The following is a 20,355-nucleotide window of genomic DNA, read 5'->3' on the forward strand; positions in this document are numbered from 1 at the left end:
ACGCGCGGGAGGGTAGTGTTGGGCGTTGTGCGGAGTGGTGCCAACAAGCGCCCAATAGGCTTCATTGGTACCAAAGAGACTTGACAGGGAGGGATAGCCCGCCGGGCGGCGGGCCTGGGCATTGACATTACGCCACGATGGTGGCGGCGTGCTCGAACAGCTCATCGACCTGGTGGTCGGTCAGTTCTAAGCGTTCTTTCCATGCGGCTACCGTGTCAGCGGTGCGGCGGAACTCTTGGGCTTTTTGGAATGCCAGGCGATGCACACGCGGGGTTTCGGGGTCGGCCATCATGGCCTCGACCTGGTCGAGATACCCGGCGGCATCCAGTGCGGCGAAGGCCTGAAATGCGCTAACCACCATTCCCTCGCGTTTCTTTTCCAGCTCTCGCTGTGCGTTGCTTTCCCGCCATTGCTCGATGTCGTTAACGCGGGCGGTGTATTCCGCTTCTTCGATGAGCTGCATGCCCGGCGTTAGCGGGATACTGGCTGGCAGCGTGCCGACGATGAGCGAAGGGCTCTCGCGGCGGTCGACTGCCGTGACGGTTAGCGCGTCGCTGGGCAGGGCTGGGCCGTGGCGCAACGGCGCTTCACTGGCCGGGCGTCCATCTTTGGCGTCTACGTAGTAGGCGGTTACGTGCTTGATACTCATGCGGCGTTCCTCTTGGTTTTGCGGGTGATGACCTTATCGAGCCCGGCACCGAAGGTTGCACCGGTGTCGATAGCTAGCTGCTTTCGCAGCCGGTAGGTATTGGCGTGCTGGCACAGGCCTAGGTAGCTGTTCATTCTGGCCGCCCAGGCTTCAGGGTTGGTGTAGCGCTCTGCGCTGTGCGCCACTTCTTTCATGGCATTAGTGGAGCGGCGGCGAACGTAGCGGCGGTACGGTTTCATGACGTAGCCACAAAAGTTGATGCCGCGATAAACGCTATTGCGCTGGGTCTTGTTGGGGTGGAACTGCAGGTCTAACTGTTCGCTGGCAAACGCCTGCATGGCCTCAAAGGCGCGGTTTAGCTTTTTCGGGTCGTGATCAATCATCACCACGTCATCGACGTAGCGCCCGTACCATCGGACTCCTAGCTCTCGCTTGACGAACTGATCGAGCGCATCCAAATGGACGTTGGCAAAAAACTGGCTACTAAGGTTGCCTATCGGCAGCCCCTTGCCGCCGCTATTGAACAGGCTTTTATGCTGGGGTACGTGCCGAAACTTCCAGGCTGGACTATTGATGATCGGGTTTTGCGTGGTGTCGTGAAACAGTATTTGCCTGATTAGGGTGCGCGTGACGGATTCGGGCACCTGATCGCATAGGCGAGCGTAAAGCACCTCTTTGTTGATACTGACAAAGAAGTTAGAGAGATCCGCCTGCAGGAAGTGGGCGGACTTCTGCCAGTTCTCGGTGGCCTGCCGCATGAAGCGGTGAATGCGATCCGCGCCCATGAGCGAACCGCGCCCCGGTATACAGGCGTAGCTGTCGTGAATAAAGCGGCGGTAGAAGCGCTCAGCAATTCGGTTGTACATGAGGTGGTGGGCGACGCGGTCGCGGAATTGCGCGGCCCACACCTCCCGCCACTTGGGGTAGCTAACCACGAACGCGATGGAGCGCCCGATCTGGTAGCTACCGTCGTTTAGCTCGCGCGTGAGGCGCATCAAATTGCGCTCTAACTTCGCCTCAAACGCTAATTGGGAAGCCGTGTTTCTCTTGTTCTTACGGCAGTCAAAATAAGCCCTGAACACCTCGCCTGCGGTAAAGGCATCATTATCTCCGGACGGCGCGCACTCGGTTGCTATTGTCCTTGTTGTTGTTGCCCTGATTGCCACTGTTGAAGTTCTGGTTCCAGGCGTTGCTGGCGTCGCGCTCCGTACTTGACCAGTAGTTACTGGCCTCGAAGGCGTCTTCGTTAAGCTGCTCACTGACACGTCGCACCACGGGACGTCATGAACCGCGGTGAAACTGGTATTTTCCTTTTCGCTGCGTGCGCCCTGCGGCTGCATATCGCTGCGGGAGCAGTCCGAGATTATCGGCTCGCTGCGTACAGCCTTGGCTCTACACATTCTGGCCATACCTTTTGCTGGTGTTGGTGCGCGGCGCTTGGCGCCGCTGGGCGTCTTGCCTCCACCGGTAGCCTTGGCGGCCGATGGAGTCGGTTAACTCGATCAACTGGCCATGCTGTTTGCGACTGATGAGGTGCTGGTCGCTCGCTAGCCGTATCGCCATTTCGATCACCTGCAGATCTTCCAGCACTTTTTCGACCAGCTCGGCGCGACCTTCCCGCGCGGCATTGGCGCGGTAAATGGTCAATATCATGTTCATGCTGGTGTCCATGATGCGTTGCCCGAGCGTTGGTTTTAGGTCGCGTGGAAAATTGCGAGTTACCCTCAGCAGCATTTCGGCTAGCTGGTAGGTGGTGGCGTATATCGGCGTTTCCTTGGCCTTCATTGCGTCCTTGCCTTGATCGTCCTGGGCGGTGTCACCACCGCCCTAAAGGGTTAAAGGGTGAAGTGTTAAAGGGCAATTCTCCGGACGGCGCGCACTCGGTAGCTATTGTCCTTGTTGGTGTAGCCCTGAAGGCCACTGTAGAAGATCTGGTACCAGGCGTAGCTGGCGTCGCGCTCCGTACTTGACCAGTAGATACTGGCCTCGAAGGCGTCTGCACCGCCTTCCTGAAAGCTGGCTTGAGCGGTTTGCGACGGTGCTGACAAGGTGTAGCCAGTACCGGCAGGTATTGAGCTAGCGTTGGTACCGAACACCGCGCCATCGCCACCAAAACCCGATGTGGTGCGCGTGCTTGTGCTGTTGTCTTGCGTGGTCGGCTTGAAGTTTCGGTAAATGATTTCCAGCTCATCGCGGCTTGGCAGGTACCAATCGGTGTGTCCATTAAGCCCCGCGCCTGCGTTGCAGTTATCCTCGATCCACTTGAAGGCAGGGAAGGCGTTCAGATTGCCTACCGCTAGAATCGCATTGTGATTGGCTCGACCGTCCGCTAGCGTCATCGGTGGCACGCCATTGGTGGTCGTTACTGATGTGCGTGACGTGCGCCAATTCATGGTGCCATCGCCCACTTGCACGCTATCGCCGCCACCGTCCGAGACGATCAGGCCGTAGGTTTGGCCGTCGTAATCCGAAACGATGGTTCCCGCGACGTACCCGCCGCCGTAAGGTGCGCCGATCTCGCTCTCAAAATCAGGCACGAAGCTAGCCGCCGTGGTCACGCTGATGGCCGCGCCCCAGGCTGAATCCCCGTAAGTGGCCCCGTGGTGGCGTGGCTCGATGGTGTAGGTGCGCTCACCCGGCTGCAAAATGCCCTCGGGAATGGTGACACTGTTCAGCTGGCTAGTGGAGCGGTCGAGCAGGTAAACGACGGCACCGGTGTCGTCCTTCACTCGCAGCGATGTAGCCGCATGCGTGTCACTGCCATTTACCACGCTGAACGCTGATAGCTCGATGACCGGCTGCTCTGGGATGCCCGTTGCGGCGTCTAGTGGTGAGGTAACGCTCGGCGCGTCCACATAGGTGCTGGCGGTACCAAAGCGCGTGCGCGGTGAGCGCTGCCCCCACTCGCCTTCGACGTTGCGATCTTGGTATTGCCATTCATGATTGGCGCCAATGCTGATGGGCGTGGCCACCGTATGCGATACGACCGGCGTGTCGCCTGCGGGCGTTTCATCGGCCTCATAAATGGGTGCGTCGCCACCGGCCTCAAATACCCAAAAACGGCGGCGCTCTTGCGGCACGCCATACAGCGGATAATAGGCGCCCCCGGTTAGCGTGGGCGTCGCGGTCACGCCGGTAGCGCCTTCTGCTGGGCTCACGTTCTCAGGGCGGCGTGTTACCCCAATAGGTAGCGCTGTAATCACGGCCACGCGACTCACGCTGCCGCTAACACGAACGCGGGTGATATTACTGGGTATGTCCCAGCTTCCGTCGGCGCGCTGGTTCAGGTTCTGCCAGGCGCTACCCGTCCAGTAGCGGGCGCTCAGGCTTTCACCCTGGGCGTACAAGTAGGCACCGCGATCCATATCGCTCAGCTCTGGCGTGGCGTAATCGCTAGGCGCAATGCGGCTCAGCGTTGACCCGCTAGCAACGGTGCTGGTCAGGACGGTGGTCAGAGTGATGCGCTGCCCCGATAGAACCTCAGCGACGCGGACTATCTGCACATTACTGGCATCATTGATGAAGTAATGCTGGCCAGCCTGAATACCGTCGGTGCTTTCTAGGTCGATAGAGTCATCACCGCCCACGGCACTGGTGACGACAAACGTCGGCACCTGCTCGCGGCGCTCAACGAATACGCGCTGAGCGCCGTATTCGACCAGTGCGTCAAGACGATCCGATAGGTTAATCGGGTCGCTGCCGAGAATGTCTTCCACTTGCCCTTGGGTTTCTAGGATCTTGGCACGAAGCCAGTGGTCGTTTTTCAGTAGCGCTAGGTTCTGAGGATTCCAGGTGTCCGGGTGAGCGGGGTCAGCTTCAGTAATGGCTCGCAGCTCTTCGCTGAAGCCGGGCTCAGCGCCTGGGATTAGGTAGTCGGCCATGATGCCTCCTTAAAACTGCAGGGTTAGGGTGGTTTCGATTTCGGTACCCGGCTCCAACTCAAGCGGGCGGAATGCGCGACGGCCAGCGAGGTCGCCATCGCTGTCAATAATGGCGATCTCGCGAACGGCGTAGCCCTCTACGTCAGCGCCGCGAAGTGTGGCAAGCACGGTTAGCAGCGCGTCTTGTGCGGTTGCGCTATCCACCGGCTGGCGGTGTACTTCGCTACCGAGGGCTTGATCGTCATCGCTAGCCGGGTCGCCGTTGGTGCCCCACGCGGCATGGGTAATGCTGGGCGGCGCGGTTCCCGCTGCCACGGCGGCGGCGACTTTGGCGCGAAACTGTTTGTTGGCTGGTATAACATCGCTCACAGGCGGATCTCCGTTTTGATGCGGCGGTCACGCATTACCGCGCGGGCAGTGGTGCCGATGCTGTCGAGGGTTTGCATACCGCCCAAGGTGCGAGCACCGTTTAGCAGCGGGCGGCGGCGCTGGGTGAGTCGCCCAACGGAAAGTGGCCAACTGCCGTCTAGCATCCGATGGCCATCAACCACTTCGTTTAGCTTCCAGGTGCCGTCGAGCCGGTCGACTTCTACTTCGTTGAGTGCCCAGTGGTTGCGGCTTTGCGACTGCACCCCCATGGCGGCGCGCTGCTTGACGCGCGTGGCCACCGCTCCCCAGCCATGATTTAGCGGCTCGCCGGTGGGTGATTGGCCGGTGAGCTGCCAGCTACCATCAAGGCGTTTGGCGTCGTTGAGCAGGCGCGGTACGTAGCCGCCGCTAAGTGACCAGCAGCCGCTAAGCAGCCGTGCGCGGTGCACCTGTTCGCCACGGCAACCGGTATAGCGCTGGCTAATGCGATTTTGCGGAGCGGATAACCAGATCCGCGCATCGAACTCGGTGGCGTAGCGGTAGATGAGGGCGATGAGCTCGGAGCGCACCGGGGCGGCGGCTTCGACACGACGGCGGAGGCGGCGCTGACTGCGGGCTGTAAAGGGGGCATCGTTGATATTGAACGCTAGGGCGTATTGCGCCCAATGCGTTGTCACTACGCGCGGGGCGTTTTCGACCTGCATTGAGCGCCCGTCTAGCGTCCAGCTGCCGTCTAGCAGCAGCCCACCAGCAGCCAACCACTTTTCGCGCTGCCCGGTGTGTTCAAGTAGCTCAACATCGCTATAGCCGAGCACTTCCAGGGCGCGTTTGACTGCCCACACCGTGCCGCGCTTGCGTCGAATGGGTATGGCTTCGTCGATAGCGTCGCGCTTTTGCTGTTCTTCCCACTGGCTATCCCAATCATCGACGCCGACCGCCCAGGCGAGCCACGGCAGCATGTCGGCGGGCTGATCTTGCGCACTCCAAATGGTGTTTAACGGCGCGTCCGCCCGCTCGATCAGCGCATCGCTTGCTTCTATGCGGCGCTCTAGCGGCGTGACGTTGGGTGGAAGCAGGCTAGCCATTAACTACCACCTCGATAGCGATGCAGTAGGGCGCTTCGCTGGCATCGCCGCCAATGTCCTGCAGCGGCGACGCCATGATGACGCGCTCGACGCCGGGCACGTAGAGGCGGGATTCCAGCGCGCCCGCGACGATCACTTCGCCAAGGGCATGCCGCTGGTTGACGTAATCACGGGCGGCCGCGATGGCCTCTTCACGCACCACATCGGCATCGGGGCCGTTGCGTAGCTCAAGCGTGGCTGTGACTGTAAACGGCAACACCGTTGCGCTTGTGACTCGCACGGTGTCGCTTAGCGGGCGCACGTCATCGGCATTCAAGGCGCTTTCCACCGCTGCAATTAGTGCGGGCGATGCTTCGCCATCGTCTTCACGGGATAGCACGTAGACCTGAACCAATCCCGCCAGCGGGCGTATGGCGTCGGCGTCCTTAGCTTGCGGGTCAGCGCCTAGCGCGTAGTAGCGGTATGCGTTGCGGCCACCGGCGGTGCTGAATGCGTCATGTGCCAGCAGGATGCGGCGCAGGTAGTCGGGGTCGCTTTCCATGACCGCCTCCACCGGCGGCGTGGCGTCGGGGTCGGCTGCCTGCAGGGTGAGTCGCTCGGTCATGTAGTAGGTGACACCGATGTGATCCAGCTCAGGGCCTTCGGCGTAGGCGAGCATTAGCGCGCGGGCGCGCTCATTGTGGCGCTGCCTTAAAATCAGTTCGCGGTAGGCGGACTCTTGCAGGAATTTGACCAGGGGCTCGCTTTCTAGCTGCAGGGTTTCTGCTAGCTCTTCGCGCTCAGCTTCGGGCGTTAGCTCGATTAGCCGTGCCTTGCGCTCTTCGAATAACTGCTCAAAGTCGAGCGGGTCGATAATCGTCGGAGCGGGCAGCTTGGAGAGGTCGATGGGCGTGCTCATGCAATGGGTACCCCTATGCTCAGCGGTTCGCTCGCTGCGGTTTTTCCGATTAGCTCGATAACAACGGCGCCTGGCTGCTTGGCGTTAACAGTGCGACGAGTGCCGGTGATCTGGATGCGAGGCTCCCAGCGGGTGACTGCAATCACGGTGGCGGCATATACCTGCATCATGAGCGCGTCACTCATGGGCATATCGAGCAGCTCGGGCACTAGGCTGCCGTAGTCGCGGCGCATGACGCGGGAGCCGATGGGCGTGGTGATAATGTCTGCCACGCTCTGGCGTATATGGTCGAGGCCTTCTAGCTTGCGACCTGTTTGTGCGCTCATGCCTGACATTAGATCGGCTCCCCTGTATTGCCGGGGCCGGGCTGAATGCCGCCGTGCTTGTGGTCGCTGCCGGTGTTTTTGCCGTTGTGGGTGTGGCTACCTCCCTCCTGGGCGTAACTGCCTTCTCGCTGCATATCGCCTTGATGACTAATGTCGCCGAGCCACTGAGTGCCCCCAGGCGCGACGATTTCTAACCGGTTTGGCAGGTTGATCCTGAATACCTGCGTTTCGTGGTCGTACTCGAATAGCCCTCCGTCGGGAAATTCGCGGGAAATCTTGCTGGGGTCATTGCTGGGCGGCTGTGCTGATAACTGGAACAGGCTAGGCATTACCACCGCGTTGGCGAGGTCGCCGCCGGGCGAAAGTATCATTACCTGTTCGCCGACCGTGGGCGGGTTCCAATCGCGGGTTGTTCCCGCGCGACCACCGGCCCAGGGCAGCCAGCCGGTGAGCAGTGCACCGGAGCGCACGCGCACGGCAGGCAGGCGCTCACCGGGCGCGCCGTGGTCTACCTCGGCAATTGCGCCAAAGCGGAGTAGGTTTTCAATTAGGCGGAGTAGTTCGGCGGCGTTATTCATGCCGCCAATGCTGCGCGGCTTACGCGCGAAGGGGTAGCGAGTTGCGTTGTGCGAGCGCGCTAGGACAAGCGACGACGCTTAGCCGCGCGGGGTTAGGTGGTTGATGAGGCTGTCGCGGATGCGTTCACGGTCTGCGTTATCGAACCCCAGCAGCTTCCGGCTTGCATAGCGGTGCTGGGGGCCGCCCTTTTCTACACGATCCCGTAGCCCGTAGTGGTGCACGCGGACGATGCGGGAGACTCTACCGAGAAAATTAACGCTGGCGTCGTTTGCGCTGGTTTTGATGCGGAGGTATTTAGCGGTGCGCAGTTTGGTGAACATGGCTCGGCGGCGAATAGCACCGCTTTGCCCGCGCAGCTCGGTGCGAGGTTCAAACGGTGTGCCATCGGGGTTGACTTGGGCCTTTATGCGCTCGCGGTTGGCAACGCGCAGATCCCGCGCCACTTCGCGCGCTAGGACGCGGCGCTCTTTTGGCGTGAGCTTTTCGATTAGCGGCGCCACCCAGTCTTCTAGCTGTTTGAGTTCGTCGCTCATTCTGGGCTATCCCATTCGGCTTCTTGGGTGTAGTCGTCATTGCCCGGGTGCTTGATGTTGAGCTGCCATTGCTTGGCGGGGCAGGCGTCAACCGGGAAGGCGGGCATGCGGTGCTCTGCGTTGATGCTGCCGGTTTCGCAATCGACTTTTGCAACCACGCGCTCTGTTAGACGGACGGTTAATGCGAGATCCCAGTGTGTGTTGTTGAGGATTTCGGCCTCTAGCTGGACGGCTTCGTCTTCGACTAAATCAGGCTGGTAGGTGTTGAGCCACTGCAATAACGGGATCATCACGGTATCGAGTGAGCCGCTGTAGTCAGTGATGATGATTTGGGCGTCTACGGCATACTGATGGCTGAGGTTTTGCCCACGTGAGAACTTCACTTTGCCGTCGTTTACGAATGTGTGTAGCTGCTCGGGATTGCGCTTTAGCTCGGGCACCGCGCTTAGCAGGTGTTGGCGTAGCGAGTGCAGTTTGATCATTGCAGGGTTTCCACTAGGCCGTTATGGCGGGTTGCGCAGCGGTGGTACTCCGCTGCCCAGGCGCTCATTGTTAGAGCGACATCTTTGCCGGTGCCAGTGCTGAGCAGTGGCAGCACGCTAGGGCAGCGCTTCATCAAGTTCTGCTGTATCGGGCTCGGTTCCGGCGGCGGCGTTGTTGAGCAGGCTGATAACGCTAGGCTCAAGGCAAACGCGCTGGTAAATCGGCTTTTGAATTTCACGGATGATCCCCCTATCGATTACCCGTTCGTTGGCCTGCAACTCTGCCAGGCGTGATTCGACGTTGGCGGCGATCTCTGACTCACGCGCCATAGCGGCGTTGATTGCTTGCTGGGCGGCGCGCTCAGCGGTGAGCTGTTGGCTTTCGTTTTGCCAGTGGGCGACCTTCCATCCTGAGTGAAAGGCGATAAGTATTGCAGCAGCACCCACCATAAGAGTGATTTTGTTCATGCCGCCAGCCTCAAGCCTTGTGAGTGGCGGCGGTAGGCGGCGGCTAGCTTGGTGTCGTAGTCGTTGGCGGCGTAATTGGGGCCGTTGTAGCGGCTGGCGAAGTCTGCCCAGTCTTGGCGGCGCAACGCGGCGTGAATGCCTCTATCCGCTTCAACGAAACGCACGAACGCATCTAGCTGGTTTGCTTCACTAATCGCTATGTCAGCGGCGTAGTTTTCGGCGGATTCGTAACCCAGGCGCTTCCAGTGGAAGCCCATGATCTGAAACAGCCCCCAGCTGGCTGACTCAATCGACGCGGCGGCGTGAATCTTGCCCGCTCGCTCGCGTCGGCTGTGCTCCCAGTGGCCACCGATATAGCCGCCGGGGCTGGCGTTTACGATGTCGGGCGCCTTGTGCTGATGCGGCATAGGGTTAATTGCGTGGTGCTGCAGCTGGCGGCGCATGATGTGGCGTTCAAACAGGATAATCGGCTGGCCATTGCGCGGGCCGCCATGATGAAAACCTTTTCCCCGACTCTCCACTTCGTTGACGGCCATGACGGCGGCTAGCTCTACCCCTAGGCGCTCGGCGGCGTCTACCAGATCCATTTGGCTAAGCAGGCGCTCATCTTTCTGGCCATGCAGTAGCGCGCGGGTTTTTGGGCCTGCAATGCCGTCGGTTACCAGCCCTTGCGAGCGCTGATAGCTGCGCACTGCTTGCTCGGTCTCCGGGCCAAAGTGGCCATCAACACTGACGGCATAGCCGGCGGCGTTAAGTTCGCGCTGCAGGGCGGTAACGCTTGGCCCTATGGAGCCTTGGCGTAGCAACATGCTATTGCCTCCGTAGTGGGCGGATGAGGTGGGCGACGTTGCCGCCGGTGCGAATTAGGCCGATGGCCAATGCCACCATGGCGAGGGCGATTAGCCAGCGGGCGGCATCGCTTGGCGGTGGGCCAAGCACTGTTAGCACGGTGGCCAGTACGATGATTAGCCATGCGGCGAGCGATACGCCTGGGCGGTAGCGCCCACGGCGGCGAAACGTTAGCAGCCGCGCAACGACGACAAGCGCGGCGGCGATGGTGATTGCGTAGGCGAGGCTCACTTTCTACCCCCCAGCCATGCCTTGAGGTCGAGCGTTTTTACTCCCTCGATTGCTCTCAGCCCGGCAGTAACGGAAACGGCGGATGCGATGAACGCGGCTACGGCAGAGTGTTCCAGCATGCTGCCGAGTGTGGCGGGGCCGCCGAGGTACCCCACCCAAAAACTGATTAACAGGTACGCCAGGCGCTCTAGGATGCCTAGCTCCTTTGCGCTGATAACAAACAGCGTGGCGCCGCAAAACGCGCCGACGACTGCATTGGCGTCGATGCCGGGTAGCATGCCGATCACCAGCGCGGCGAGCGATGCGGTACCGGCGGCAGCGGCGGTTGATGGTTCGGCCATGTGTTCCCCTTTTCCTGTTTTGCTCAGCTCCACAGCTGAATTTTGGGCTTTTTGGTTTCGCGGGTTTCTGGCGGTGGTGGTAGCACTACCGCCGTGCCCTCTTTGAGCACCGGGCCTTGCTCTGCCAAGTGCGGGTTTAGCTGAAGCGTTTGCTCGGTAATCGCGGCGGTTTTGCCGTAGACGCGATAGAGCAGGGCGTCGAGTGTTTCGCCTTGGTGGGCGCGGGCGGTGCGCTTCATATCAGTTCGACGGTGGTGTGATTGCGGCCGGTTAGTTCTGCAATGGCCCAGCGGGCATCGGCGCGGTAGTCGTCGGCGGCGAGGTCTTTGGCTTCTCCACGTTCGTCGCCTTCTCCGGTGGCTGATGCGTCGCGGTAGCGTTCCAGCAGGTCGGCTTGAGCCTGGGCGTAGACGGCGCGCAAGTAGAGCAACTGTAGATCGCCGGGTGTTTGCCATGGCTCGATGGGCACTTCATCGATGGTGGTGCGGGCGCTGCTTTGCTGTTCTGCCTGGTAGCTGGCTAGCTGCCGGTTGATATCCGCCATTGCTGCGCGCAGTGATTGCCGGATGCGTGGCGGCGTGACGTTATGCACGCGCTCCTCGTCTTTGAATTCGTTGGGGTCGATATCGGGCCAAAAGCCGTTGTTGCCTATCGTTTCTAGCGGCGGGCTTGCTGGGTTGTTGCCGTGGGCAATCATGCTGGCCACCTGTTAAGAAAGAAGGGGGTGAACCGCTTCGCGCGTGGCTGAAAGCCCTTGCTTGGCGGTGCCCCCTTGCCGTCGGGGTGCGACTCGGTCGGGCGTTAGGCGTTAGCCTTTTCGCCTGCGTTCTTTAGCTGCCGTTCTAGCTGCTGAATATCCTGCTTGACACCAATTCGCTCATTGAGCGTTAGTGCCTGCTTTAGCTGTTCCAGTGCGCCCTCTGCGTCTTCGGCGGCGCGTAGGGCGTAGCCGTAGCTCTTGTGCAGCTTGGCCTTAATCTGGTCGTGCATATCGTGATCGCCAACGACCGCTACGGTGCGCGCCATCACGTTAGCGAGGGCGTCGGCATCGGCCCCTTCTTTTTCGAGCTGGACCTTCACGCCCTCGGCGATCTCTTCGGCTAGGATGCTGACGGTGTCGCGGTCGAACTGGTCGGGCGTATCAATACCGTGCTTCATTGCGTAGGCTCCAATTTCTAGCGCTTTTTCAAAATCGCTTACGTCGATGCACCAGATCATTAGCGTCATTAGCACGTCGTCTTTTGCGCCTTTGCCTTCTGATAGAACGCCGTCCACATATGGCATGAAGTCAGGCAGCATCTTTCGCTTTTCTTCGATCTTTGCCTGAGTCGACTTGATCTTTTTCAGCGTGCGGCGGGCTTCGTAGAGCGCGTGAGCGTGTAGCTCGTACTGCTCGCCTTGTTGCTGCTCACCTGGGGTTGCGGTGCCCGCCGCTTTCGCGGCGCACACCCGCTCGAAGTGTTTACGGGCTGGGCTTTTCATCACGCACCCCCGGCGGCTACTTCAGTGATGTTTTCAACCAGGCAGCCGAAACCGTAATCCTCCACCACGTAGGCATCGTTGGAGCTTTCGTAGTTTTCGATGCGGTTGCGCTTAGGGTTGTCCATGACGTAACGGCGGCGGCTGCCGAGCTGCCAATAGAGGGACAGGTTGGCTAGCGAGGTGATTAGGATGGAGCCGTCTGGCACGAACGGCGCACGCACTGCCTGCAGGCCGCCCACGCGCTTTTGGCTGATCATGAGATCTAGCGCGCGGTTTTCGGTTGGCGTTTCGGCGTGCTGCTGAATCAGCGGGAAATATTTATCGGCCAACATTTTGCGGCCCATGATGGCCACCAGGGCGGTGTCCTCGCGGTACCAGGGGTCGATCATTTCGTTAACGGCATCGAACACCAGGGCATCGATGTTTTCGTAATCACCGCCTGCACCCACAGTGACACTTCCTGCTGCTGCGCCGCCGGTTAGCACGCGCGCCGGTGCGTGGTCGCGGTATTTTTGCAGCCAGCCCTTGTTAACGTCTTGCAGCATCGGGTTGGCTGCTCGGTCGGTTTCGGCGGCGGCACTGGTGCCGTTAAAGCCGATCATGATGCGGTCGAGGGCTTGGCGCTGCAGAATGGCGTTGCGGATGCGCGCCTGAAAATCTGGGAAGCGCGACCATGCATCTAGCTGCGACCAGCGAATGTGGGTATCAAACTCGGTGCTGACACATTCGTAGCTGTTGTCGCTCAGCTCTGTTACGTCGCGGGTTTCGCGCTCATTGGCATCTACGTTGGTGCGACCGGCGATAGGGCCGGATACGCCCAGGCCGACTTTCTGCCCTTTGATCTCATCCACGCCGATCATGTTGATTTGTGATAGGAACTCGCTGCTATCCTGCATGCGGGCTTCTAGCGTTTGCTGAACGCTGGGCGCGACGTTGAATTGCTCGCTGGTGTTATCAACGCCGTTCAGCTGAGCCAGCTTGGTTTTAAATTTGTTGAAGTTCTTGCGGGTATCGTTGCGCATTGTGTTTCCCTTGAATTAGTGGCGGTGGCGTTTGCTGGGCGATGCCTAACAGTCGGTCTCTTCAACCGTACCGCCACCGGTGGCAGCAGCGCGGCGCGGGGTGTCTGGTTCTTTGTCGAGCGCGGCGTACAGCTCATCGAAGCTATTTTTCAGCGCGTCGTGATCGCTTTGCAGCTGGTTGAACGCTTCGGCGGTTGGGCGGTTTTCTAGGTCATCGGCGAGCGCGTTGTAATGCTCTGCGACGACTTCTAGCGTGCCCTCAAGCTCGGTGCGGAACGCTTCAAAGCCTTTGCTGGTTTTTGTGTCGTGACGCTTGAACAGGCTGGCAATTTTGGCCTTCAAGCCTTCGGATGCCGGGGGCTTTTCTTCGCTGAAATTCAGCTCCACTTCCACCCCTTCGGTGAATAGGTTGTCAGCGTGCTGCTTGCGACTGGCAAGCGGTGAGGCGCTGCCTTTGTCGCGGCTGAACTTCAGGAACTCGGTGCCTAGCGATGCTGGGGAGTCTGTTACCGCCAGCCCTTCGAGATAGGCTTCACCGGTATCTGCAAACTTCGGGTTTACCTCGATGCTGGTGTAAACCTTTTGGCGGCGCTTATTGATCTCTTTTAGCTGCTCGGTCGGCTCGATCTCAGCAAACAGGGCTAGCTTTCCGTCTTCCACTTCCCGCGCTTCGACTGAGAGCACGTCACCTAGCGCACCAAAGGCGCTATCCGCACCGATGCCGCGAATGTGCTCCATCCAAATTCGCGCGCCGTACATGTTCTGGTCGTAATTAGCGGCCATTTGCTCGATCCATTCGCGCTGGATCTCGCGGCCGTCGGTAGTTGCGCCTTCGGTGGCGACGCGGAAAAACTTTGCCATGGTGTGCATCCTGAGCGGTTTTCGGTTGATAGCGCTCAGGTTCCGCGCGTAAGCGTTCCGGCTCAACGGTTGCGCGTTGTGCGACTGGAATAGGACAAGCCTTGGCGGGCGTGGGTATCGCGCGCGGCGGGTACGCTGGCGGCATGACGACGACAGCCCACGACACGATACCGAGCGCCGAAGAATCGCCGCGCATGACCGCCCGCCACCTCTACTGGCAAGGGTGGCGGGTTGCGCGCATTGCTGAGTTTATTAACGAGAAACCGGCAACGGTGCATAGCTGGAAGGCGCGCGACCGGTGGGAAGATGCCACGCCCACCGAGCGGGTAGAGCACACGCTTGAAGCGCGAATGGTGCAACTGATCGCGCTGCCTGAGAAAGAGGGCAAACACTATAAAGAGATTGATCTGCTCGGGCGGCAAATGGAGCGCTTGGCCAGGGTTCGCAAATATGACGAAACCGGGCGCGAGGGCGACTTAAACCCGAACATTGATGCGCGCAACGCTGGGCCCAAGAAGAAGCCACGGCGCAACGCTTTGGATGATGAGCAGGTCGAGGCGCTTGAAGCGGCGTTTCTTGATTCGCTGTTCGAATATCAGGCGGTGTGGCATGAGGCAGGGCAGAAACACCGCATTCGTAACATCCTCAAAAGCCGCCAGATTGGGGCAACGTGGTACTTCGCCCGCGAGGCCATCGTTGATGCATTCCAACATGGTCGCAACAAGATTTTTCTTTCTGCCAGCCGCGCCCAGGCCCACATATTCCGTAACTACATCGTTCAGTTCGTTAAAGAAGTATGCGATGTCGAGCTGAAGGGTGATCCGATTGTTTTGGATAACGGCGCCGAGCTGCACTTTTTGGGTACCAACAGCAAAACCGCCCAGGGGTACCACGGTGACGTTTATCTTGATGAGTATTTCTGGATTCACCGCTTTGCCGAGTTCCGCAAGGTCACCAGCGGCATGGCCATGCATAAGAAGTGGCGGCAGACCTACTTCAGCACGCCTTCCAGCGTTGGTCATGAGGGCTACCCGTTCTGGAACGGTGACCTGTTCAATAAGCGGCGTAAAAAATCTGAGCGCGAAGAGTTTGATGTTTCTCACGATGCGCTGAAGAGCGGGAAGCTCTGCCCCGATGGCCATTGGCGGCAGATCGTCACCGTCATTGACGCAATGGAGGGCGGTTGCGACCTGTTCGATCTTAAGCAGCTGCGCCTCGAATACTCCCCCGAAGAGTTCGATAACTTGCTGATGTGCGGGTTTGTCGATGATTCACAAAGCGCGTTCCCGCTGGCGACGATGAAGGCCTGCATGGTCGACAGCTGGGAAGTGTGGGACGACTACCGACCATTTGCACCTCGACCGGTGGGTGATCGGGAAGTGTGGATTGGCTACGACCCCACCGGCACCGGCGAAGATGGCGACGGCGCTGGGCTGGTGGTTGTGCTGCCTGCACGCTCTAGCGATGAGAAGCACCGCGTATTAGAGCGGCATCGCTTGAAAGGCCAGGACTATGAAAAACAGGCCGAGTTTATCGAATCCTTCCGCGACAAATACAACATTGGCCACATTGGCATTGATACCACGGGCATCGGCGGCGCTGTCGCTGAGTATGTCGAAAAGTGGTTCCCCACCGTTATCAGATATCGCTATGACGTTGCCCTGAAGACCCAAATGGTCATGCAGGCACAGCAGATCATGAGAAAAGACCGCCTAGAGTTTGATGCGGGCTGGTCTGACTTGGCGGCCTCTTTTATGGCGATCAAAAAAGAGCTTACCGGCAGCGGTCGCCAATTCACTTACGTATCAGGCCGCAACAAGGCTACCGGCCACGCCGACTTGGCCTGGGCCACTATGCACGCCCTTCACTTCGAACCGCTCGACGGCCCGGCAAATGAGGGCGCCGGTCAATCATTAATGGAGATGTACGAATGACAACGACCACCGCTGCGGAAAAACCCCGGCACCGTGTTTATGCCTATGAGACTGACCAGACTGCACCGGCGGCGCCCGCCAGCAGCGGACGGATGGAGGCATTTAGCTTCGGCGACCCTGAGCCGGTCACCTCAATGCGTGATGTTTGGTATGAGGGTGTTTGGTTAACGCCTGATGAGTGGTACGAGCCGCCGATCCCGCTTAGCGTGCTGGCAAAAACCTACCGGGCAACACCGCACCATGGCAGCGCGATGCAGGTTAAGCGCAACATCCTGCTAAAGACGTTTATCCCCCACCCCCTGCTAAGCCGCCGCGACTTTAGTGCGCTTGCCCTTGATTATATGGTTTTTGGTAATGGCTACCTTGAGGAAGTGAAAGGGCGGCTTGGTCGTCGGCTAGGCCTGCAGCATCGCGCGGCTAAATACATGCGGCGCGGTGATGATGACCGCTACTGGTGGATACCTAACTACATGGAGCGGGTGGAAATGCCCGAAGGCCGCACCATCCACCTGCTTGAACCCGATATCGATCAAAGCATTTATGGGGTGCCCGATTATATCGGCTCACTGCAAAGCGCGTGGCTGAATGAGAGTGCCACCCTGTTCCGCCGGCGGTACTACCTCAACGGCAGCCATGCGGGTTTCATTATGTACGTGAACGACCCCGCCCATGATCAGAAAGACATCAATGCGATGCGTAAAGCGCTTAAAGAGAGCAAGGGGCCGGGCAACTTCCGCAACCTGTTTTTATACTCCCCCAGGGGTAAGAAGGATGGGGTGCAGATTATTCCGGTTAGCGAGGTCGCGGCCAAAGACGAGTTCTACAACATCAAAAACATTACCCGCGATGACCAGCTAGCAGGGCACCGCATACCACCCCAGCTGATGGGCATCATTCCACAAAACACCGGGGGCTTTGGTGATATCGAGAAGGCGGCGCGTGTATTCGTAGCCAACGAACTGGAACCACTGCAAGCGACCATGAGAGAGATTAACGAACACGTTGGTGAAGAGGTGGTGAAGTTCGACCCTTATACGCTTAGCGATCCCAGCGAAGAGTAAAGCAACGCGCTAACCAAAGCCGCCTGCCTGGGCGGCTTTTTTGTGCGCGCACACATGAAGCTATTTTTTAAATGAGTCGCATTAGTCTTTTTATTAGCTTTATTATTCGTTTTAAGCGCCTTTATTTTTACCTGATCCCGACCTCATCCAAACAGAGAACGCGCCTTGTGCGAGCTGTACGGCTCGCCTACCCACCCACGGCGGCGACCCACGGCGCGCTATCGTCACCCCGCCCCGCCCGCGCGCTAAATATAGTATTTTTTATGCACTCTTGCGGCAGGCATCAAAGCCGCGCCGTTACTGGGCGGAATGGTGGTTATAAGGGGTTATATTTTTATGCGTTTTCATGCGCAATCATGCGCTTTTCTGCCGCCCATTATTTTTGCGGTTTTGCTTCGTAGTACGTTTCTTTAAGTTATTGTTTTTTATGGGCTATCAACACCCCTTTTACATAGTTCTTTTTCTTATATCAAACTGATTATTATATTAAATTGATATATCTTGTAATCAGTAGGTCCCGGGTTCGACTCCTGGTGTCGGCACCACTAAAAGTGGTTATAAAGCAAAGCGTTAGAGAACATGATCAAGCCGTCCCTCGGGGCGGCTTTTTCGTATGTGTCTACAAAGTGTCCACGCTGTAGACACCGCTAAGGGGTAAAATAAATTCAACGATGTGGCCCGTAAACAGAATAAATTTTCTGATCGCAAATTATAGCTGTAATGGTGCCTGAATATGCACGGGGACTATGCCATGTAAGGCGCTCGCACGCCTGTCCATTTCTCATGACGGTAGATCGTGAATTAGGCGAGCCATAAACATCAAATACACGCTGCCTGGGCATCCCTCTGACCAGTGATGGACGAGACCTTGTTTCGGCGTTACGGCGATCTGTCCACGTTTGATGGCTTCTATTGTTATTGTTGTTACGTGATTGAGGTTGTGGAGTGGATGGCCTGGGCGGTTGATACGTAGGGGCTGACATGATATTGATCGTGTTGGCGTTGACACGCTCAGAGGGCGAACCCTCACAAGGAAAATCTTGAAAGACAGTATGTCCGTTAGAAACACACCGGAAAATCTCAGCGTGGGCAGAGAGGGGAAGCAAAGCCAGGAGAGCAGCCAAGGTGTATTTGTTCATCTTCCATGATGCCTAAGCAAATATCGGAAACATAACATTACCAATATAAATTTGGTTTTAGGATGCTTTGAATCAAATTTCTTAAAAATGCGCGTTTTGGCATAGTTGGTGGGTGTGGTTAAGTAGCTGAAAAGTGTACACAGAAACATGCTTTGGCGTGCTGAAACGCTTTTGTAATAACACACGTTATGATGCGCCTGGTTCTTGCTTGCAGGCCTGCCTAGATTGTCTATCTTCTCTACTGCATGGTGGATTGGCCCTTCGCGGCTGAAGTTGCCATGGTGTAGATCTGAAACCTAATCATACAAGGAGTGGATTAGATGACAGTCAAAAGTACCCCTTTCAATACGGTCACGGCCCATAAGCAATACAGCGAAATGACCGATATGCCGTCTGCCCAGAGCGCGAAGGTAGACGACATGTACCCCACGCGTTTAGCAGCAGCGCCAGCAGCTTCTACCCATCCGCGACGTGACGCGGTGGTCAAAGGGCGGGATTTATCAGGTCCGCTATCTCAAGAACAGCTCAATGAGTTTGAGCGTAATGGGTTTTTGTTTATTCCTAATCTCATTAGTGGCGATGAGCTAGATGCTTTGCGCCAAGAGATGAGCGAGCTGATGAATAATGACGCCTACCGAGATAAAGAGTTTAGCGTCACAGAGCCTGCAAGCCACGAGATACGCTCGCTCTTTGCGGTTCATAAGCTGTCTAAACGGTTTGAAAAGCTGGCGAAGGATGAGCGCTTAGCAGGTGCCGCACGGCAGATTATTGGTGATGACCCTTATGTGCATCAGTCGCGGATTAACTATAAGCCTGGTTTCGCTGGTAAGGGGTTCAATTGGCATTCTGATTTTGAAACGTGGCATGCAGAAGATGGCATGCCCAATATGCACGCCGTCAGCGCATCGTTGATTCTTACGGATAATCATGAATTTAACGGGCCGCTGATGCTAATTCCGGGCTCGCACTTAGAGTTTGTACCTTGCTTGGGGAAAACCCCTGAGGATAACCACAAAAGCTCGCTCAAAGCGCAGGAGGTAGGCGTTCCAAGCCATGAGGTGTTAACAACGCTGGTGGAGAAGCACGGCATTGAAGCGCCGAAGGGTAAAGCAGGTGGGCTGTTACTGTTTGATTGCAACACGCTGCATGCGTCAAACGCTAATCTTTCGCCCGATCCGCGTAGCAACGTGTTTTTCGTGTTTAATCGATCTGATAACCGCTGCGTTAAGCCGTTTGCGGCGCCCAAACAGCGTCCAGATTTTCTAGCCCACGAGCCGGAGTAGGGGGCGTTGTTTAGGCGAAAAGCCCGCCATTGAGTAAAAAGCCTGCGTTAGGTTGTGGAACATAGGTATAGGTGGGGTAGACTATTGCGCTTGTCGTTGCGAATGCGGCACGCATAATGAGAAGGAGAGCACCCGCCATGCGTTTTGTTCCACAATTTACCGATGGGCAGGAGTTTCCCCACACGCTGGGCAAAGTCGTATGCGTCGGCCGCAACTATGCCGACCATGCCAAAGAGCTGGATAACCCTGTTCCCAGTGAGCCACTGCTATTTATTAAACCAGCGACGAGTGTTGTTGATTTAACCAAGCCGCTGGCCCCGCCTTTTTCCAGGGGCGATGTGCATTATGAAGTTGAATTGGCGCTTCTCGTCGGTGAAACGCTGACCCATGCGACGCAAGACGAGGCAGAGCGTGCGATTACCGGTATCGGCCTTGCTATGGATCTCACGCTGCGCGATGTGCAAACGCAGTTAAAAGAGAAAGGCCATCCCTGGGAAATCGCGAAAGCGTTCGATGGCGCTTGCCCGCTGTCGCCATTTCTTCGGCTAAGCCGCGTGCCTAACTGGAATGCGTTGAGCTTTACGCTTGAGCTTGATGGGGAAGAGCGCCAGCATGGTGAAGGCGCTGACATGATTTTTGCTATCCCCACCTTGGTAGCGGAAATGAGCCGTCATTTTACGTTAGAGCCCGGCGATATTGTGCTCACCGGCACGCCTGCCGGCGTGGGGGTATTGCCACGGGGTGCCAAGCTACGTTTAACACTGACCGGCGGGCTAGACATCACGACGAGCGTGGTAGAGTAAGCCGATACGTGAACAGGTAAGCCGTATACCCCTGGCTGCCTAGCTAATTGAGCCACTCCTTCAGTTAGCGATAAAAAAT

General features: G+C 57.9%; 26 protein-coding genes. 4 read left to right on the forward strand and 22 right to left on the reverse strand.

Annotated features, from left to right (window positions below):
- Positions 1-127: 127 nt before the first annotated feature.
- From LG301_RS02080 to LG301_RS02180, 21 genes are all read right to left on the reverse strand, one after another.
- The gene (locus LG301_RS02080) at positions 128-649 is read right to left on the reverse strand and encodes a hypothetical protein (RefSeq protein ID WP_404472987.1); all 522 of its coding nucleotides are present in this window, start codon (positions 647-649) and stop codon (positions 128-130) included.
- Positions 646-1,644 carry an RNA-directed DNA polymerase gene (locus LG301_RS02085; protein WP_404472989.1) on the reverse strand — a complete coding sequence of 333 codons (999 nt, stop codon included), beginning with the start codon at positions 1,642-1,644 and terminating at the stop codon, positions 646-648. The genes LG301_RS02080 and LG301_RS02085 overlap by 4 nt, the downstream gene beginning before the upstream one ends.
- Before the next feature lie 397 nt (positions 1,645-2,041).
- On the reverse strand, positions 2,042-2,434 hold the full coding sequence (locus LG301_RS02090; protein ID WP_404472991.1) for a four helix bundle protein: 393 nt from the start codon (positions 2,432-2,434) through the stop codon (positions 2,042-2,044).
- A 65-nt stretch (positions 2,435-2,499) separates the two neighbouring features.
- On the reverse strand, positions 2,500-4,530 hold the full coding sequence (locus LG301_RS02095) for a DUF1566 domain-containing protein (protein ID WP_404472993.1): 2,031 nt from the start codon (positions 4,528-4,530) through the stop codon (positions 2,500-2,502).
- Positions 4,531-4,539: 9 nt separating this feature from the next.
- A complete protein-coding gene (locus LG301_RS02100) occupies positions 4,540-4,899 on the reverse strand; it encodes a phage tail protein (protein ID WP_404472995.1) in 360 nt (119 codons plus the stop codon).
- Positions 4,896-5,984 (reverse strand): phage tail protein I, encoded by a 1,089-nt coding sequence (locus LG301_RS02105; protein WP_404472997.1) that lies wholly within the window; start codon positions 5,982-5,984, stop codon positions 4,896-4,898. Before LG301_RS02105 ends, LG301_RS02100 begins: the two co-directional genes overlap by 4 nt.
- A complete protein-coding gene (locus tag LG301_RS02110) occupies positions 5,977-6,882 on the reverse strand; it encodes a baseplate J/gp47 family protein (protein WP_404472998.1) in 906 nt (301 codons plus the stop codon). Before LG301_RS02110 ends, LG301_RS02105 begins: the two co-directional genes overlap by 8 nt.
- Positions 6,879-7,217 carry a GPW/gp25 family protein gene (locus tag LG301_RS02115; protein WP_404473000.1) on the reverse strand — a complete coding sequence of 113 codons (339 nt, stop codon included), beginning with the start codon at positions 7,215-7,217 and terminating at the stop codon, positions 6,879-6,881. The genes LG301_RS02110 and LG301_RS02115 overlap by 4 nt, the downstream gene beginning before the upstream one ends.
- Complete coding sequence (locus LG301_RS02120; RefSeq protein WP_404473002.1) at positions 7,217-7,786, reverse strand: phage baseplate assembly protein V; 570 nt, start codon at positions 7,784-7,786, stop codon at positions 7,217-7,219. The genes LG301_RS02115 and LG301_RS02120 overlap by 1 nt, the downstream gene beginning before the upstream one ends.
- A 78-nt stretch (positions 7,787-7,864) precedes the next feature.
- On the reverse strand, positions 7,865-8,320 hold the full coding sequence (locus LG301_RS02125; RefSeq protein WP_404473004.1) for a phage virion morphogenesis protein: 456 nt from the start codon (positions 8,318-8,320) through the stop codon (positions 7,865-7,867).
- Positions 8,317-8,802, reverse strand: a complete 486-nt coding sequence (locus tag LG301_RS02130; RefSeq protein WP_404473006.1) for a phage tail protein — start codon at positions 8,800-8,802, stop codon at positions 8,317-8,319. Before LG301_RS02130 ends, LG301_RS02125 begins: the two co-directional genes overlap by 4 nt.
- Positions 8,799-8,936, reverse strand: coding sequence for a hypothetical protein (locus LG301_RS02135; protein WP_404473008.1), 138 nt, complete (start codon positions 8,934-8,936; stop codon positions 8,799-8,801). Before LG301_RS02135 ends, LG301_RS02130 begins: the two co-directional genes overlap by 4 nt.
- The gene (locus LG301_RS02140) at positions 8,920-9,270 is read right to left on the reverse strand and encodes a hypothetical protein (protein WP_404473010.1); all 351 of its coding nucleotides are present in this window, start codon (positions 9,268-9,270) and stop codon (positions 8,920-8,922) included. Before LG301_RS02140 ends, LG301_RS02135 begins: the two co-directional genes overlap by 17 nt.
- Positions 9,267-10,079, reverse strand: a complete 813-nt coding sequence (locus LG301_RS02145; RefSeq protein ID WP_404473012.1) for an N-acetylmuramidase domain-containing protein — start codon at positions 10,077-10,079, stop codon at positions 9,267-9,269. The genes LG301_RS02140 and LG301_RS02145 overlap by 4 nt, the downstream gene beginning before the upstream one ends.
- A 1-nt stretch (position 10,080) precedes the next feature.
- The gene (locus LG301_RS02150) at positions 10,081-10,350 is read right to left on the reverse strand and encodes a phage holin family protein (protein ID WP_404473014.1); all 270 of its coding nucleotides are present in this window, start codon (positions 10,348-10,350) and stop codon (positions 10,081-10,083) included.
- Positions 10,347-10,691 (reverse strand): putative holin, encoded by a 345-nt coding sequence (locus tag LG301_RS02155; RefSeq protein ID WP_404473016.1) that lies wholly within the window; start codon positions 10,689-10,691, stop codon positions 10,347-10,349. Before LG301_RS02155 ends, LG301_RS02150 begins: the two co-directional genes overlap by 4 nt.
- 23 nt (positions 10,692-10,714) lie before the next feature.
- Complete coding sequence (locus LG301_RS02160) at positions 10,715-10,930, reverse strand: tail protein X (protein ID WP_404473018.1); 216 nt, start codon at positions 10,928-10,930, stop codon at positions 10,715-10,717.
- Positions 10,927-11,388 carry a head completion/stabilization protein gene (locus tag LG301_RS02165; protein ID WP_404473020.1) on the reverse strand — a complete coding sequence of 154 codons (462 nt, stop codon included), beginning with the start codon at positions 11,386-11,388 and terminating at the stop codon, positions 10,927-10,929. The genes LG301_RS02160 and LG301_RS02165 overlap by 4 nt, the downstream gene beginning before the upstream one ends.
- Before the next feature lie 104 nt (positions 11,389-11,492).
- On the reverse strand, positions 11,493-12,173 hold the full coding sequence (gene gpM / locus LG301_RS02170; protein ID WP_404473022.1) for a phage terminase small subunit: 681 nt from the start codon (positions 12,171-12,173) through the stop codon (positions 11,493-11,495).
- Complete coding sequence (locus LG301_RS02175; RefSeq protein WP_404473024.1) at positions 12,173-13,195, reverse strand: phage major capsid protein, P2 family; 1,023 nt, start codon at positions 13,193-13,195, stop codon at positions 12,173-12,175. The genes gpM and LG301_RS02175 overlap by 1 nt, the downstream gene beginning before the upstream one ends.
- A gap of 45 nt (positions 13,196-13,240) precedes the next feature.
- Complete coding sequence (locus LG301_RS02180; protein WP_404473026.1) at positions 13,241-14,056, reverse strand: GPO family capsid scaffolding protein; 816 nt, start codon at positions 14,054-14,056, stop codon at positions 13,241-13,243.
- 143 nt (positions 14,057-14,199) lie between these two features.
- Between LG301_RS02180 and LG301_RS02185 the strand changes: the two genes are divergently transcribed.
- Both LG301_RS02185 and LG301_RS02190 read left to right on the forward strand, forming a co-directional pair.
- Positions 14,200-15,990, forward strand: a complete 1,791-nt coding sequence (locus LG301_RS02185; protein WP_404473028.1) for a terminase large subunit domain-containing protein — start codon at positions 14,200-14,202, stop codon at positions 15,988-15,990.
- Positions 15,987-17,051, forward strand: coding sequence for a phage portal protein (locus LG301_RS02190; protein ID WP_404473030.1), 1,065 nt, complete (start codon positions 15,987-15,989; stop codon positions 17,049-17,051). Before LG301_RS02185 ends, LG301_RS02190 begins: the two co-directional genes overlap by 4 nt.
- A gap of 665 nt (positions 17,052-17,716) precedes the next feature.
- On the opposite strand, the gene LG301_RS02195 is transcribed toward LG301_RS02190, so the two are convergent.
- On the reverse strand, positions 17,717-18,190 hold the full coding sequence (locus tag LG301_RS02195; RefSeq protein WP_404473032.1) for a DUF4124 domain-containing protein: 474 nt from the start codon (positions 18,188-18,190) through the stop codon (positions 17,717-17,719).
- Between the two features lie 320 nt (positions 18,191-18,510).
- Here LG301_RS02195 and thpD point away from each other — a divergent pair, with 320 nt between their 5' ends.
- Positions 18,511-19,473, forward strand: coding sequence for an ectoine hydroxylase (thpD, locus tag LG301_RS02200; protein WP_404473034.1), 963 nt, complete (start codon positions 18,511-18,513; stop codon positions 19,471-19,473).
- 137 nt (positions 19,474-19,610) lie between these two features.
- Positions 19,611-20,276, forward strand: a complete 666-nt coding sequence (locus LG301_RS02205; protein WP_263066222.1) for a fumarylacetoacetate hydrolase family protein — start codon at positions 19,611-19,613, stop codon at positions 20,274-20,276.
- Positions 20,277-20,355: the final 79 nt, after the last annotated feature.

This window comes from Vreelandella venusta (assembly GCF_044809155.1).
Taxonomy (GTDB): Bacteria; Pseudomonadota; Gammaproteobacteria; order Pseudomonadales; family Halomonadaceae; genus Vreelandella; species Vreelandella venusta_B.

Coding starts and splice junctions, on each gene's coding strand:
- LG301_RS02155 (WP_404473016.1), bottom strand. CDS start 10,691: ATGGCCGAACCATCAACCGCCGCTGCCGCCGGTACCGCATCGCTCGCC.
- LG301_RS02180 (WP_404473026.1), bottom strand. CDS start 14,056: ATGGCAAAGTTTTTCCGCGTCGCCACCGAAGGCGCAACTACCGACGGC.
- LG301_RS02105 (WP_404472997.1), bottom strand. CDS start 5,984: ATGGCTAGCCTGCTTCCACCCAACGTCACGCCGCTAGAGCGCCGCATA.
- LG301_RS02145 (WP_404473012.1), bottom strand. CDS start 10,079: ATGTTGCTACGCCAAGGCTCCATAGGGCCAAGCGTTACCGCCCTGCAG.
- LG301_RS02165 (WP_404473020.1), bottom strand. CDS start 11,388: ATGATTGCCCACGGCAACAACCCAGCAAGCCCGCCGCTAGAAACGATA.
- LG301_RS02085 (WP_404472989.1), bottom strand. CDS start 1,644: ATGCGCCTCACGCGCGAGCTAAACGACGGTAGCTACCAGATCGGGCGC.
- LG301_RS02195 (WP_404473032.1), bottom strand. CDS start 18,190: ATGAACAAATACACCTTGGCTGCTCTCCTGGCTTTGCTTCCCCTCTCT.
- LG301_RS02185 (WP_404473028.1), top strand. CDS start 14,200: ATGACGACGACAGCCCACGACACGATACCGAGCGCCGAAGAATCGCCG.
- LG301_RS02095 (WP_404472993.1), bottom strand. CDS start 4,530: ATGGCCGACTACCTAATCCCAGGCGCTGAGCCCGGCTTCAGCGAAGAG.
- LG301_RS02090 (WP_404472991.1), bottom strand. CDS start 2,434: ATGAAGGCCAAGGAAACGCCGATATACGCCACCACCTACCAGCTAGCC.
- LG301_RS02130 (WP_404473006.1), bottom strand. CDS start 8,802: ATGATCAAACTGCACTCGCTACGCCAACACCTGCTAAGCGCGGTGCCC.
- thpD (WP_404473034.1), top strand. CDS start 18,511: ATGACAGTCAAAAGTACCCCTTTCAATACGGTCACGGCCCATAAGCAA.
- LG301_RS02135 (WP_404473008.1), bottom strand. CDS start 8,936: ATGAAGCGCTGCCCTAGCGTGCTGCCACTGCTCAGCACTGGCACCGGC.
- LG301_RS02175 (WP_404473024.1), bottom strand. CDS start 13,195: ATGCGCAACGATACCCGCAAGAACTTCAACAAATTTAAAACCAAGCTG.
- LG301_RS02190 (WP_404473030.1), top strand. CDS start 15,987: ATGACAACGACCACCGCTGCGGAAAAACCCCGGCACCGTGTTTATGCC.
- LG301_RS02125 (WP_404473004.1), bottom strand. CDS start 8,320: ATGAGCGACGAACTCAAACAGCTAGAAGACTGGGTGGCGCCGCTAATC.
- LG301_RS02160 (WP_404473018.1), bottom strand. CDS start 10,930: ATGAAGCGCACCGCCCGCGCCCACCAAGGCGAAACACTCGACGCCCTG.
- LG301_RS02110 (WP_404472998.1), bottom strand. CDS start 6,882: ATGAGCACGCCCATCGACCTCTCCAAGCTGCCCGCTCCGACGATTATC.
- gpM (WP_404473022.1), bottom strand. CDS start 12,173: ATGAAAAGCCCAGCCCGTAAACACTTCGAGCGGGTGTGCGCCGCGAAA.
- LG301_RS02205 (WP_263066222.1), top strand. CDS start 19,611: ATGCGTTTTGTTCCACAATTTACCGATGGGCAGGAGTTTCCCCACACG.
- LG301_RS02120 (WP_404473002.1), bottom strand. CDS start 7,786: ATGAATAACGCCGCCGAACTACTCCGCCTAATTGAAAACCTACTCCGC.
- LG301_RS02140 (WP_404473010.1), bottom strand. CDS start 9,270: ATGAACAAAATCACTCTTATGGTGGGTGCTGCTGCAATACTTATCGCC.
- LG301_RS02115 (WP_404473000.1), bottom strand. CDS start 7,217: ATGTCAGGCATGAGCGCACAAACAGGTCGCAAGCTAGAAGGCCTCGAC.
- LG301_RS02080 (WP_404472987.1), bottom strand. CDS start 649: ATGAGTATCAAGCACGTAACCGCCTACTACGTAGACGCCAAAGATGGA.